The organism is Luteimonas sp. WGS1318, from assembly GCF_043187535.1.
Classification (GTDB): Bacteria; Pseudomonadota; Gammaproteobacteria; order Xanthomonadales; family Xanthomonadaceae; genus Luteimonas.
The window spans coordinates 736,566-750,655 of record NZ_CP171131.1; the positions used below are offsets into that span (position 1 = coordinate 736,566).

Below are 14,090 nucleotides of genomic sequence, written 5' to 3' on the forward strand. Positions count from 1 at the left end.
CCGAGCGCGCGCAAGCGCGCTCCTACAGGGGAAGGGGGCCTCGCGGACGCAAGCCGATCTAAATCGCCCTTAGTCCTTGGTCACGCGATTGATCTCGGCCAGGCTGGTCAGCCCCTGACGCGCCTTCTCCAGCGCCGACTGGCGCAGATCGCTCACCCCGGATCTCTGCGCCGCCTCGGCGATCTGCATGGCGTTGCCGCCCTGCAGGATGATCTCCTGGATCGCCTCGGACATCGGCATCACCTGATAGACGCCCACACGGCCCTTGTAGCCGTTGGTGCAGTCGTCGCAACCCACGGCCTCGTAGAGCTCGATGCCTGCGCGCACCTGGTCCTCGGTATAGCCCTCGCTCAGCAGCGCGTGTTCGGGAATATTGGCGAGACGCTTGCACTTGGAGCACAGCCGGCGCGCCAGGCGCTGCGCGATGACCAGTGTCACCGACGACGTGATGTTGTACGGCGCGATGCCCATGTTCATCAGGCGCGAGATGGTCTGCGGCGCATCGTTGGTATGCAGCGTGGACAGCACCATGTGGCCGGTCTGAGCGGCCTTGATCGCGATTTCCGCGGTTTCGAGGTCGCGGATTTCGCCGACCATAATGATGTCCGGGTCCTGGCGCAGGAACGACCTCAGCGCCGCGGCGAAGGTCATGCCGCGCTTGTTGTTCTGCTGCACCTGGTTGACGCCGGGCAGGCGGATTTCCACCGGGTCCTCGGCGGTCGAGATGTTGCGGGTCTCGTCGTTGAGGATGCCGAGCGCCGTGTACAACGACACGGTCTTGCCCGAGCCGGTGGGGCCGGTGACGAGCACCATGCCGTAGGGCTTGTGGATGGCCTCGAGAAACAACGCCTGCTGGTCGGGCTCGTAACCCAGCTTGTCGATGCCGAGCTTCGCCGCGCTGGCGTCGAGGATACGCAGCACCACCTTCTCACCGAACAGCGTGGGCAGGGTGCTGACACGGAAGTCGATCTGCTTGGTCTTCGACAGGTTCAGCTTGATGCGCCCGTCCTGCGGCACGCGCTTCTCGGCGATGTCGAGCTGCGCCATGACCTTCAGGCGCGCGGTGATGCGCTGGTTGAGCTTGACCGGCATCTTCGCCGACTGTTTGAGGATGCCGTCGATGCGCAGGCGCACGCGGTAATCGGTCTCGTAGGGCTCGAAATGGATGTCCGAGGCGCCCTTCTTGATGGCATCCACCAGCACCTTGTTGACGAACTTCACGACCGGCGTGTCGTCCTTGCCGTCGGCGACATTGTCGGTCTTGCTGTCCTCGTCGCCGCCGACGTCCAGTGATTCGAGGCCGTCGGCGTCCTCCAGCGAATCGTCCAGCGAATCTGAGGCCTGCAGCCACACCTCCAATGTGCGGCGGATGCTGTCCTCGTCGACCAGGATCGGCTCGACCGTCAGGTTGGTGTGGAACTTGATCTCGTCCAGCGCATGCGTGTTCGTCGGGTCCGCCGTGCCCACGAACAAGCGGCTGCCACGCTTGAACAGCGGCAGCACCCCGTGCTTGCCGAGCAGTTCCTCGCTGACCAGCTTGACCGCGCTGGCCTGTGGGTCCATCACGGCAGGGTCGAAGACCGGCATGCCGAACTCGATCGAGTTCGCGGCCGCCATCTGCGCCGCGGTCACCAGCTTCTGCTCGCGCAGGTAGGCCGCAATCTGCTTGCGCGCCGCCGTGGCCTTCTCCAGCGCATCGCGCGCCGCCGCTTCGTCGAGCGCGCCGTCCAGTACGAGGCGGCGGGCGATACCGGTGATGCCGATCAGGTTCGGGGTCGCAACGGCGCTCATAAGCGGTTTCCAATGGGGCTGGGCGCACTTTACTGCATGCGCATCGCGCGGGTAGAGCGCTGCGCGCTTTGCGTCTGGCAGGCCGCAGGCTACGCTCTGCCTCGGGAAAGGGGAGCGCGATGCGGATATCGGTGGTAATGCCGGCCAAGAACGAGGCCGAAGGACTTCGGAAGACGCTGCCACGGCTGGTCAAGTACCAGCCGGATGCCGAGGTCATCGTCGTCGACGACGGCTCGACCGACGACACCGCCGCGGTTGCCTCGGAATACGGAGCTCGCGTGGTACAGGCCCCGTACTCGATGGGCAACGGCGCGGCCATCAAGCGTGGCGCCCGGGCGGCCACCGGCGAGGTGCTGGTCTTCATGGACGCCGATGGACAGCACGATCCGGCCCACATCGAGGCGCTGCTCGAACGCCTGGGGGTGGGCTACGACATGGCGGTGGGCGCGCGAGACGCCTCCGGTCAGGCCAGCCGTGGCCGGGGCGCGGCGAACGGGTTCTACAACCGTCTCGCCAGCTGGATGACGGGCCACCGAATCGCCGATCTCACGTCGGGCTTCCGCGCCGTGCGTGCCGACAGGTTCCGCGAATTCCTGCACCTGCTGCCCAACGGATTCTCGTATCCCACCACCTGCACCATGGCGTTCTTCCGCAGCGCCTACCCGGTGAGCTATGTGCCGATTCCGGTGGCGCAGCGGATCGGGAAGAGCCATATCCGGCCGATGCGGGACGGTATCCGGTTTCTGCTGATCATCTTCAAGATTGCGACGCTGTATTCGCCGCTGAAGTTGTTTCTACCTGTCGCGTTCGCGTTCTTCGGTATTGGTCTGGCGTATTACGGATGGACCTTCACGACGGCGGGTCGCTTCACCAACATGAGCACCCTGCTGTTTAGCGCCTCGGTGATTATCTTCTTGATCGGATTAATTTCCGAACAGATCACCAATCTGACTTATCGCCGTGACGGCTGACGGCATGAAAGAGATCAGAGACCCGAAGGATCTGGCCGTGAACGGAGCTCCGCCGGCCTTCATTGAACCGCTCCACGTCGGTCGCCCCAACATAGGAGACCGCGAAGGGTTCCTGCAGCGAGTCGAGGCCATCCTCGACAATCAGTGGCTGACCAATAATGGCCCCATGGTGCAGGAATTCGAGCGACGCATCGCGGGGCAACTCGGTGTCAAGCACTGCATCGCCATGTGTAACGGCACGATCGCGCTGGAGATCGCCATCCGGGCACTGGGGCTGGAGGGCGAGGTCATCGTGCCGTCCTGGACCTTCGTGGCCACCGCGCACGCGCTTTACTGGCAGGGAATTACCCCGATATTCGCCGACATCGATCCGGCTACCCACAACCTTGATCCCGCCGCGGTCCGACGGATGATCACCCCTCGCACGAGCGGGATCATCGGCGTGCACTTGTGGGGCCGAGCGGCCCCGGTGGACGAACTGCAGGACATTGCCGAGGAGCATGGACTCTCGCTGATGTTCGACGCGGCCCACGCGTTCGGCAGCAGCTACAAGGGCCGGAACATCGGCAGTTTCGGGGCGTGCGAGGTCTTCAGCTTCCACGCCACCAAGGCCTTCAACACCATGGAAGGCGGCGCCGTCACCACCGACGACGACGAACTGGCGGAAGCCATGCGCCTGATGCGCAACTTCGGCTTCAAGGGATACGACAACGTCATCCACCCAGGCACCAACGGCAAGATGATCGAGGTCTGTGCCGCGATGGGCCTGGCCAACCTGGATGGCTTCGACGCCGTCGTCGACACCAATATCCGCAACCATGCCGCCTACAAGGCGGCCCTGATCAACATCCCTGGCGTGCGCGTGCTGGATTACGACCCTGCCGAGCGCAACAGCCACCACTACATCGTCGCGGAAGTCGGCCCGGACTGCGCGGCGAGCCGCGACGCCATCATCGCTGCGCTTCATGCCGAGAACGTGCTGGCCCGAAAGTACTTCTGGCCCGGCTGCCACGGCATGCAGCCGTATCGGGATTTGTTCCCGCATGCCGGACTGATGCTCCCTGAAACGGACCGGGTCGCGAGCGAGGTGGTCATCCTGCCCAACGGTTTCTCCGCCGACGAAAGCGCGATTGCGACCATCGCAAATGTGATCAAGACGCTTGCGGGATGAACCAACTGGCACGAATTCAGTTTCCCATATGAATACGACGCTCAAAGAACTACGAATCTTCGGCGCCGGAGGATCCGGCCGGGAAATCGCATGGCTCGCACGGACCTGTTTTCAGAACTCTGTCGCGTTGAAGTTCGTCGTCGATCACGATCGTTTCCTGTCCTCACCGATCAATGGAATTGATGTCATCCACGTGGACTCGCTTCCCGTTTCGGATGACTTTGGTTTTGTGGTTTCAGTCGGAAGCCCCGCTGATCGGGCAAGAATCTCAAATCTCCTCAGTGAACGCGGGCACTTGGCAACTGTACTCAAGCACCCTCGGGCAGAGATCTCGCCGTGGACAGAGATCGGTCATGGGACGATCGTGTGCGCGAACGTAGTGCTCTCTTGCAATGTTCAGGTAGGCAGACACGTGTTGATCAACCTCTCCTGCACCATCAGTCACGACGTTGCGATAGGCGATTACTCGGTCTTGTCGCCGGGGGTCAACGTGGCAGGAAACGTACACATCGGGCGCGAGGTCTTCGTCGGTACCAACGCGTGTTTCATCAATGGCAACGCCGACAGACCGCTGGTGATCGGCGATGGGGCGGTGATTGCCGCGGGCGCCTGCGTGACGCAGGATGTTCCTGCCGGCTCCATGGTGGCCGGCGTTCCGGCCGAACGTAAGCGATGACGACACGCCATCACATGCAGGCAGGCCACCACGATGATCCCGGCATCGCGCGATGCGACCGGCACGCCATCGCCTGACATGACCATTTCGACCGACACCGGCCGTCGCGCCACGCACGCCGTCTGGTGGAGCGCCCTCGAGATCGTCGCCCGCTATGGCGTGCAGTTCGGCGTCATGATGGTGCTGGCCCGGTTACTCACGCCGGCCGATTTCGGCTTGATGGCGATGCTGCTGGTCTTCACGACCTTTGCGGCGTTGCTGGTGGAAGGGGGCCTGGGCACCGCGCTGGTGCAGAAGCAGCACAGCACCGACAACGACGAGACCAGTGTATTCCTGGTAAACCTGACCGCGGGTGTCGTGCTCGCGCTGGTCCTGTGGGCGCTGGCGCCAGGGATTGCCCGGTTCTACGCGCAGCCCACACTGGCCCCCTTGCTGCAGGCGCTCGCTTGGCTGTTGCCGTTGGGCGCGCTGGCCGCGGTGCCGAATGCCCTACTCACCCAGCAGTTGGACTTCCGCAGGCGCGCGGGCGCGGAACTGCTGGCTTCGGTGGGATCAGGTGGCTTGGCCCTGTGGCTGGCATGGCAGGGCCATGGCGTGTGGAGCCTGGTCTGGCAGGCGCTGGCGGGGGCGACGCTGCGCGCGGCCCTGCTGTGGTGGCTGTCGGGTTGGCGGCCGCGGGGCCGCTACGACCGCGCCGCGTTTGCCGGCCTGTTTCGCTTCGGTGGTTACCTGTTGCTGGCCAATGCCCTGTCGGTAAGCGCCCTGCGCCTGCAGTCGCTGCTGCTGGGCAGGCTGTTCGATGCGCGCACGGTGGGCGTGTACGCCATGGCGCAGGACACCCAGCAGGCACCCGCGCAACTGGCCAGCGCCCTGTTGAACCGGGTGGGCTTGCCCATGTTCGCGAGCGTGGCGGACCAGCCAGTCAAGCTGGCGGGCGCGCTGCGCCTGTCGCTGCGGCTGTCGATGTTCGTCTTCGTGCCATGCATGGCGGGGCTGGCCGTGGTCGCCGTGCCGCTGGTCCACCTGCTTTACGGCCCGCAATGGAGCGAGGCCGCGCCGCTGCTGTCTTTGCTGGCGCTGGCCGCCCTGTTCTGGCCCATGCACGTGTTGAACCTGGCCGCGCTGGGCGCGGTGGGTCGCTCGGACCTGATCCTGAAGCTAGAAGTGGCGAAGGCGGCGGTCACTGTCCCGCTGGTGGCCGTTGCCAGCCCATTCGGTGCGCAGCCGGTGGCCTGGGCCGCGCTGGCGGCCAGCTTGGCCTGCACGTGGATCAACACCCGCCATGCCCACCGCCTGCTGGACTGCGGGCTGCGCGTGCAGCTGCGCGACCTGTGGCCCATTCTGCTGCTGGCGCTGGCGGCCAGCGCGTCGGCGTGGCTGGCACTTTCTGTGGCCGGCCATTCGCCGTGGGCGCTGAGCCTGGCCATCGCAGCGGCGGTGGTTACTTACGCCGTGGGCGCCGTGACGCTGCGCCTGCAGGCATGGCAGGACCTGCTGGAGTTCCTGCGCACCCTGCGGTCCGGCATGACGCCCGCAGGGGGAGGCATGCGCGCATGACCCGGCCTCTAATCTGCGTCTGTGTGGTGACCTACAACCAACGGGCCTACATCGAGACCTGCCTGCGCAGCATCCTGGACCAGATGGTGGATGCCGATGTGCGTGTGCTGGTGGGCGATGACGGCTCCACCGACGGCACCGGCGACAGTATCCGAGCGCTGGTGGCGGAGTACGGCCCGCGGCTTGTGCATCTGCGGCGCGAGCGGAATCTGGGGCCCTTCGCGAATCTGTTGGACCTGCTGTTGCGCGCCGAAGGCGAGTTCATTGCGCGCGTGGATGGGGACGACTACTGGCTGCCCGGCAAGTTGGCTCGCCAACTTGCCTACCTGCGGCGCTACCCGGACTGCAGCGCCGTGTACACCAGTGCCCTGACGGTGGACGAGCGTGGGCGAGCGCTCGGCGTGTTCAACGACCTGGGCGACGCCAAGCTGGACTTGGCCACCCTGCTGCGCCGGGGTAACGCGCTGAACAACAGCTCGGTGCTGTATCGGGCCTGCCACGGCACGGGTTGGCAAGCGGGTGAGCAGATCGATTACCAGATCCACCTGTGGCTGGCCCGCCACGGCTGGCTGGGTCACATCGGCGAGCCACTGGCGGGCTACCGCGTCAACACGCAGGGCTCGCTGGTGCTAAGCGCCAACGAGCGCGTCCGCACGCTGTACTGGCAGGCGATCCAGAGCGTGCCGCGCGCGCTGGTCCGCGACGCCGACTATGCCCGCGGCATCACCGATTTCCTGCGCCGGGTCTGTCTGCGCGCCGCCCGCACCCGGGACTGGTCGCTGCTGCGCCGATGGGCGGGCGTGGTCTATGCGATCTCGCCATACGGGGCACTGCGGACCAGCCTGCTGCTGGCCGCGAACCTGGTCCGCACCCTCGGCCGGCTGGTCCTCGCCCACTTGGGCCGTGCGCTGGGCCGGGCCACGGGCCGCCGGGTGCCGGCTGTCCTCTACCCGCATTGAGACGCATCCGATGGCCCTGCAGCTTGGGAAAGTGATCGCATACGGTCTAGCCGGGTGGATTCCCGGTGGTCGATTGCGATGCATGGCCTGCAATCACTCGGTCTGGCGGTTCATGCCGTACCGGACGGGGTCACGCGGGTTGCCGCCGCTGATGCGGGCCTTTGAGATCGTCGGCAGCGACGTGGACAATTTCGAGTGTCCGCGCTGCGGTGCACACGACCGCGAGCGGCATCTCCTGATGTATCTCCGCGCCAGCAAAATTCTGGACTGGATGAAGGGTAGGTCTATCCTGCACTTCGCCCCCGAGAACCGACTGCCGCGCTGGATCGAGGCTGCCGGTCCAGCCGTCTATACAGCCTGCGACCTGTACCCGCAGTCACCGCACGTCCGGCGCGTGGACATGCTGGACATGGACATCGCGTCCGAGTCCGTCGACATGGTCATCGCCAACCACGTGCTCGAGCACGTTGGCGACGTGGATCGGGCGCTGAGCGAGATACTCCGCGTTCTCAAGCCATGTGGCCACGCGATCCTGCAGACGCCCTACAGCACGAAGCTCCACCACACCTGGTCGGACGAAGGCATCGACACTCCGCAGGCGCGGCTCCAGGCGTATGGCCAGGAAGACCATGTCCGGCTGTTCGGGCGGGACATTTTCGAGCGTATCGAAGCTGCCGGCTTCGAGTCACGCGTCCGCCAGCACGACGACCTGCTGGGCGACACGGACCCGTCTCTTGCGGGCGTCAATCGGGCCGAACCGTTTTTCCTGTACCGCAAGCCGGCCTGAGCATCAACGCACCTCGGGAACGCCGTGCCGCCAGAGCAACGAGAGCTTGCGCGGCAACCACACGAAGGCACTCCACCACTCGCGAGGCGTGGTACAGGTGGTGCTCTGCACGCGCCGCCGGAGCGCCTTCCAACGATCTAACGAACCCAGCACGGTGCGCGGCACCGGGCGATACACCTCGCGCCACAACCGCGCGTCCCGCCGTAACAGCGAGATCAGCGCGCCTTCGGCGCAGAGCAGAGACAAGTGCAGCATCAGCAGAGGCCAAGCTGCCCAACCGGGCGTGCAGACCAGTAACGCCAGGGTTTTGTTGCGTTCACTCAACGCCCGGCGCCTGTACGTGCTGCGCAAGCCACCGTCAACCCGGTTTCCGCCGAAGCTCGCTCCCTGTCTGTGGCGGTAGCGGCTGCCATCGATGCAGCGCACTGGCACCTCACGCAGACGCGCCAGCCCACACAGGAACAGGTCCTCTCCGATCGACTCCATCCACTCTGGAAAGCCGTCGAGCTCCTGCCAAAGTCGACGCTCCAGCCAAAGGCAAGCCCCGATCACGTAGCCGACATCACGGCGCGCCGGATCGAGATTGGGAACAGGATTGTAGAACGGGTCCAACAGGCACCCGCGGTCCACAAGAGCGCCGCTGTCCCAGTCGTACTGCGGAAGCGAAAGAACGCAGGGCCCGGCAATCCTCCGCTGCTCCGCAAGCAAGGCCGACAACGCGCACGGCGCCAATGCCGCATCGTTATTGAACAGCAGCACGTAGTCGCCGGCGGCGACATCCACCATTCGATTGTTGGAGACACAGAAGCCGACATTGCTGGGCGAGGCGATCACCTTCACCTGGGGATATCGGGTCTGAAGCAGGTCAAGCGAGGCGTCGCTGGACGCATCATCGTGGACAATGATTTCCACTGCCGCTAAGACGTCCTGGTCGAGGACTGAGTCGATGCAGTCCGATAGCAGTTTCTCCCCGTTGTAATTCGCGATGCAGACCGAAATCAGTGGGCTCTTCTCACCCATACACGTCTCGATACCAGCGCCATGCAGCGGACAATCCGTCATCAAGACTCACGCGCGGCTCCCAGCCGAACCGTCGCCTGGCTAGGCTGCTGTCAGGTACGACGTGTTTCATGTCGACCGACCGCTCAGGTAGAAACTCCTTGCGAATCCCCTGACCAGTAGCGCGCTCGACGTGTGACAACATCTCGAGCAAAGAAGTCCCGTTTCCACTGGACGCGTTTATCAGTTCTGTCCCGCCGGCGCCGGGACTCGCACGCAACACATCGCGGCACAGGCTGACGAGGTCGTCAACATATAGATAGTCCCGGACGCTTTCTCCATCGCCCCGTATCTGCAGCGGTCTGTTGGATCGAATGCACTCGAACGCTGCAGGAATCACACCAAAGCCGGGGCGGGGATGCTGACCGGGACCATAGACGTTCGATGGTCGCAATATGGTGGCGGCCCCTCCGTACTGGGCGGACCAGGCCTGAATGAAGTGTTCGGCAGCCGCCTTGCCCGCACCGTGATAGGAGCGTGGCCGGAGGGGCGTCGTTTCCTCCACGAGGCCGAGTCGCTCCTCATACAAAGCGCCGCCTGAAGACAAGTACAGCAGCCTTTTTGATGGAAAATCCTGCAGTGCTTCAATCAGGGCCAATGTCGACCGGAGATTGCCGTCCAACTGTGGATGGGCGGCGCTGCTCGATGGGGTGGTCAGCGATGCGGCATGCACGACGGCGTTGCATCTTCCGAGCCAAGGAGCGAAGTGCCCGCATTCGCTGAAAGGCGAAACAATGTTCTCGACTCCAGCCCGGACGAACGGTGTTGGCTGACGGGTGGCGGCCAGCACCCGAAAACCGCTGGATGCCAATGAATCACTTAAGGCTCGGCCAATGAAGCCGCCTGCACCCATCACGAAGATCCGGTCAGTCACTTGGCGGCAGCTCCAGGAGTTCGCGATACAGCGCAAGATACCGCGTTGCGCAATCGTCCCAGGTGCCGATGTTGGCGCGTGCCCAGCTACGTGCCGCCTCGCCCATGACGGTGTTGGAGTCTGCATTCTCCAGCCTGAGGAGGCCGTCGCGGAAATGCCTTGGACTGTTGCAGAGCCAAGCGGTCTCGTTGTGGCGCAGGAAGCTGGCATGCGCGTCGATGTCTGACGCAATGATCGGCAAGCCCGCCGCCATGGCTTCCAACATCACCTGGGGGCGACCCTCTGCATGGCGGCTGAGAGTGATCAGGCCGGTCGCAGCCGGAAACCAGTGCTCGCACAGCTGCGTTGGTGTCGCAGGACCGTGGTAGTGGACCCATTCGGGGATATCAACGGCTTCCTGCATCGGCCCAATGAGGTCGAGATGCCTCTGGTCATCAGCGAAGTATGGTGCAGCCCAGGCGAAGAGATCGCCCAGCTTTCCGGTTGTCAGGCGCGTGACCGCCAGCCAGCGGCGCGGGGTCTGCAACGGTGCGCGGATCAGGTCGTACCACATGGAATCGATGCCGAAGGGCACTTCGCGGATGTCGATATCCCCGCCAAGCGCATCGCGCAGCGGGTCCACCATCCAGCCTGCGTTGGGGCACACGATCGCCGGGCGACGCTTCAACAGTCGCCTGACTGCCCGACGGACAGGCGCGTACCGGAGAAGTGCGAGATCGCTGCCAAGCGCGGTCACCACGAGTGGCTTACGATCGTCTGGAACCGCCAGTGCATTCTGCAGCCAGTTCACATGGCGGAGGTCGATGTCCGCGTTTGCCAGGTAGGTCCGCCTTAATCGTCGCAACAGTCCGAAGGCGACCAGGCCGGCGTAGAAGGGGCGTGTGCGCAGCAGGTGGGCAATTCCTCCGTCGCGCATCAACCGTGACAGCCAGCTGGCATCGTCGCCTCGAAGCACGTGTTCTACGCCCGGCCCGGTGTCACCGGGCGGGGCCCATATGCCGAGCTGTATGGCGGTCTGACGGCCCAATGCATTCGCCAGCTCACGCATGAAAACAGCCCGCCAGTCGCTGGCATCGGCTGGAAACGAACTGGCCACCATCAGGACGCCCAGCGGATCCGGTGCAGCCTCAGCCATCATGATCTTTCGCCATTCCTGTTGATGCAGCTGGCCGAGGCCACTATGTCACGCAGCATTCGCTGCGCAGTGGCGCGATCCGCTGGGCCATCGTAGACGCTAGCGACGTTCCGGGGGCGGCTGGGGAGCCTGGGATCGCGTGGGCTGCGCTGCGCAGTTGTCGTATCCACGCTCGATTTCCTGGAGATCCTCTGCATAGGTTCCGCGCCGATTCGCAAGGCGTACGGTCGAGACCAGTCGTTCCCATTCGTCTTCATGCTCGGGCAGGCACACGATCATCCGCGCGAGATTAGCCTTGAACTGCGCATCTGTCGGTGCGAGCGCGATGGCCTCGCGCATCATCGCGATGCCGAGGTCCGGATCCTGCAACACGATATAAGCGAAGGTCGCGTACATCGAGTGCAGGCGGGCGGAATCGGGGTTGCGTTCGAGTGCGACGATGAATGTCTCGAACAGCGCCTGCGCGTCAAGTGGGCATTGTTCCAGCTGCCGGCAGTTGGCCAGTTGCCACAACGCACCTTCGGACTCGGCGGTCAGCACATGCTCGGCAAACTTCCGCTGCAGGCGTGGCCAGATGTCATCGGCAAGTGGAGTGCCGTCGCGGGCATGCATGATGATCAGTGCCTGCTCGGGCAACGGTGAGCGCGCGCCGAGCCGCGCGGCATGCAGGAATTCCTGCTTGGCCAGGCTCCAGCTGGGGGAGTTCATGTCATCGCGGCTCTGCTCGAACAGGCCGCGGCCCAGGGCGTAGGACGCGCGGGGCGAGTCGATGTTGCGGCTGGCCAGGGCGGTTGCCAGACGCATGGGTTCGGCCCAGGTCTTCACCTGGAGCGTGGTCAGCACGATCGTGGCGACCACGACCACCGCCACGATGGTGATGCGGGCATCAAGATGCACGCGTCGCATTAATCGCGCGCCGGCATCGGCCACGATCAGCAGCACGCCCATGAGCGCCAGATAGTTGCGGTGCTCGAACGCGATCTCCAGAGGGACGACATTGCTGGTCAGCAGATGCCCCACGAAGAACCATGCGACGCCCAGCGATGCCAGCGGGTAGCGTGTCCTGCAGAACAGGGCGAGGGCGGCGAGCGCGGCAAGGATGGTCCACGCGGCCAGTGTCAAGGCGGGTGTCAGCAGTCCCCGAGAGAGCGGGAAGTTGTCGTAGTAAAACACCAGCCGGTCGGGTATCGGCAGCAGGATCTGGCTGAGGTAATGCACCAGCACGGGGCCCTGTGTGAGCAGGCGCTGCTGGAGATCGAATTCACGGAACGCGTAGCGTCCCGGCGCAGAGAAATGCGGTACCACCACGAACGCGAACGCCAGGCAGCCTGTGATCGCCGCGGCAGTGAACAGCAGTTTGAGCCAGCGCGACAGTCGTGCCGGTCCGGCGAACCGCAGCACGCAGACTTCGATCGCCGCGATGAAGACCGGCGCCAGTATCGCCGATTCCTTGAACCCCAGTCCGGCCAGTGTGGCCAGCACGGCGCCAGTGAACCAGGTCCAGCTGCGCTGTCCGTCGATCTGTCGCCGCCGGCCCTGCAGGTAGGCCAAACAGGCCAGCAGGATGCCGGTCGTGGCGCCGATCTCCATGCGCTGCACGATGTACAGCACCGTGGATACCTGAAGCGGATGGATCGACCAGACGGCTGCAACGGCAGCCGCAAACAGAGCGTCGCGGGTGACTGTCGCGCCCTCGCGGTCAGGGATGAGCTCCACCAGCGTGCGCACAAGCAGAAAGACGAGCACCGTGTTGAGCGCATGCAAGGCGATGTTCGTCAGTTTCAACGCCGCCGGGTCCGGCCCGGCGCGCAGATGGTCCAGCGCGAACGACAGCAGGGCCAAGGGGCGGCCGCCAAAGCCGGAGAAGCCGTTTCCGAGCGCTTCGCGCAGGCCGTCCAGGGTCAGCGCGGTCAACCGCCAGTGCGGATCGCTGACGAGGTTGGGGTAGTCATCGAACAGGAAGCCACCACCCAGCCCAGGCACGAAGACCGCAAACGGCAGCAGGAGCAACAGCGCGGCCGTGCCCCATGACAGGGCACGACCTGGAGCGGTCAACGCAAATCTAGGCATCGCAGAGGCAAGGCGTTCATCAGCGGCAGGAGCTGGGGCGATAGCGGGGATCCACCGTGCCTTCGCAGTCCCAGGAAACGGTCTGGTCGGAGGTGCGGGGCACCAGGACCAGCTCGGCGCTCCGGATCTTTTCGCTCGAGGCCGATCGGTTGTAGGCGACCGTGATGCGTCCATCGGTCCCCACCGAGGCTGAGGACACGTAGCGTCCACTGATGGATTGCGCCGGTGCCAGCTCCATGGCGGCGTGGCTGTCCGGCCACGCGCCGTTGTGCGCGTGGTATTCGGTGACGGCGAGCTTGGCGCCGCCGATGACCACAAGCCCCTCGGCGACCTGGCTCCGGGCAACATAATCCTGGTAGGCGGGCAGCGCGATAGCAGCCAGGATGGCGATAATCGCCACCACGATCATCAGTTCGATCAGCGTGAATCCCTTCGAGCGCATGGTCAGTCCCCCTGTAGTGGCCGCATCGCGGCTCCCGCGACGTAATGGCCGGACCTCGGAACGAACGAGGGCCGCACATGGCGGCCCTCGTCCACGCAACTACTGCTGATTAACGGCAGGAGCTCGGGCGGTACTTGTTGTCGATCGAGCCGGCGCAGGCCCAGGCCACGCTGCCGCCGCGGTCGGTCGGGGTCAGCGTCAGATTGTTATTGCGGATCTTGGTGCTGGTCGCGCTCTGGTTGTACGCAACCGTAATGATGCCATCGGCGCCGACGGTGGTGCTGGACACGTACTTGCCGCTGATCGAGTTCGCAGTCGCAAGACCTGCGGCTGTGTTAGTCGCCGGCCACGCCGCGAAGTTAGCGTAGTACTCGGCGATCGCGGTCTTCGCTCCAGCCGACAGGCTCATGCCTTCCGACACCTGCGAGCGGGCCACGTAGTCCTGGTAGGCCGGCAGCGCGATGGCGGCCAGGATGGCGATGATCGCGACGACGATCATCAGTTCGATCAGGGTAAAGCCCTTCTGCAGCATCTTCATGGTGTATCCCCTAGGAGTTGAATGTCACGTGCCTGTGGCCGGCTGGGTGCCGATCCTTGG

General features: G+C 64.6%; 13 protein-coding genes. 6 read left to right on the top strand and 7 right to left on the bottom strand.

What is annotated here, in order from left to right:
* Nucleotides 1–69: 69 nt before the first annotated feature.
* Nucleotides 70–1,791, bottom strand: coding sequence for a type IV-A pilus assembly ATPase PilB (pilB, locus tag ACF3M1_RS03280; protein ID WP_394003902.1), 1,722 nt, complete (start codon nucleotides 1,789–1,791; stop codon nucleotides 70–72).
* Between the two features lie 137 nt (nucleotides 1,792–1,928).
* Here pilB and ACF3M1_RS03285 point away from each other — a divergent pair, with 137 nt between their 5' ends.
* From ACF3M1_RS03285 to ACF3M1_RS03310, 6 genes are all read left to right on the top strand, one after another.
* Nucleotides 1,929–2,762 (top strand): glycosyltransferase family 2 protein, encoded by an 834-nt coding sequence (locus ACF3M1_RS03285; RefSeq protein WP_394003903.1) that lies wholly within the window; start codon nucleotides 1,929–1,931, stop codon nucleotides 2,760–2,762.
* 4 nt (nucleotides 2,763–2,766) lie between these two features.
* A complete protein-coding gene (locus ACF3M1_RS03290; RefSeq protein WP_394003905.1) occupies nucleotides 2,767–3,933 on the top strand; it encodes a DegT/DnrJ/EryC1/StrS family aminotransferase in 1,167 nt (388 codons plus the stop codon).
* A gap of 28 nt (nucleotides 3,934–3,961) precedes the next feature.
* Nucleotides 3,962–4,609 (top strand): NeuD/PglB/VioB family sugar acetyltransferase, encoded by a 648-nt coding sequence (locus tag ACF3M1_RS03295; protein ID WP_394003906.1) that lies wholly within the window; start codon nucleotides 3,962–3,964, stop codon nucleotides 4,607–4,609.
* A 78-nt stretch (nucleotides 4,610–4,687) separates the two neighbouring features.
* Nucleotides 4,688–6,166, top strand: coding sequence for a lipopolysaccharide biosynthesis protein (locus ACF3M1_RS03300; RefSeq protein ID WP_394003907.1), 1,479 nt, complete (start codon nucleotides 4,688–4,690; stop codon nucleotides 6,164–6,166).
* Nucleotides 6,167–6,192: 26 nt separating this feature from the next.
* Nucleotides 6,193–7,125 (top strand): glycosyltransferase, encoded by a 933-nt coding sequence (locus tag ACF3M1_RS03305; protein ID WP_394003909.1) that lies wholly within the window; start codon nucleotides 6,193–6,195, stop codon nucleotides 7,123–7,125.
* Between the two features lie 82 nt (nucleotides 7,126–7,207).
* Nucleotides 7,208–7,912, top strand: a complete 705-nt coding sequence (locus ACF3M1_RS03310; RefSeq protein ID WP_394003911.1) for a class I SAM-dependent methyltransferase — start codon at nucleotides 7,208–7,210, stop codon at nucleotides 7,910–7,912.
* 3 nt (nucleotides 7,913–7,915) lie between these two features.
* Here ACF3M1_RS03310 and ACF3M1_RS03315 read toward each other — a convergent pair whose 3' ends face one another.
* The 6 genes from ACF3M1_RS03315 to ACF3M1_RS03340 all read right to left on the bottom strand — a co-directional run bounded on the left by ACF3M1_RS03315 (nucleotide 7,916) and on the right by ACF3M1_RS03340 (nucleotide 14,024).
* Entirely contained in the window at nucleotides 7,916–8,932 is a 1,017-nt protein-coding gene (locus ACF3M1_RS03315) for a glycosyltransferase family 2 protein (protein ID WP_394003913.1), read from the bottom strand.
* Nucleotides 8,925–9,845 (bottom strand): NAD-dependent epimerase/dehydratase family protein, encoded by a 921-nt coding sequence (locus ACF3M1_RS03320; RefSeq protein ID WP_394003915.1) that lies wholly within the window; start codon nucleotides 9,843–9,845, stop codon nucleotides 8,925–8,927. The genes ACF3M1_RS03315 and ACF3M1_RS03320 overlap by 8 nt, the downstream gene beginning before the upstream one ends.
* Nucleotides 9,838–10,980 carry a glycosyltransferase family 4 protein gene (locus ACF3M1_RS03325; protein WP_394003917.1) on the bottom strand — a complete coding sequence of 381 codons (1,143 nt, stop codon included), beginning with the start codon at nucleotides 10,978–10,980 and terminating at the stop codon, nucleotides 9,838–9,840. The genes ACF3M1_RS03320 and ACF3M1_RS03325 overlap by 8 nt, the downstream gene beginning before the upstream one ends.
* Nucleotides 10,981–11,079: 99 nt before the next feature.
* Nucleotides 11,080–12,990 (bottom strand): hypothetical protein, encoded by a 1,911-nt coding sequence (locus tag ACF3M1_RS03330; protein WP_394003919.1) that lies wholly within the window; start codon nucleotides 12,988–12,990, stop codon nucleotides 11,080–11,082.
* A gap of 79 nt (nucleotides 12,991–13,069) precedes the next feature.
* On the bottom strand, nucleotides 13,070–13,492 hold the full coding sequence (locus tag ACF3M1_RS03335; RefSeq protein ID WP_394003921.1) for a pilin: 423 nt from the start codon (nucleotides 13,490–13,492) through the stop codon (nucleotides 13,070–13,072).
* A gap of 109 nt (nucleotides 13,493–13,601) precedes the next feature.
* Entirely contained in the window at nucleotides 13,602–14,024 is a 423-nt protein-coding gene (locus tag ACF3M1_RS03340; RefSeq protein WP_394005159.1) for a pilin, read from the bottom strand.
* Between the last annotated feature and the right edge of the window lie 66 nt (nucleotides 14,025–14,090).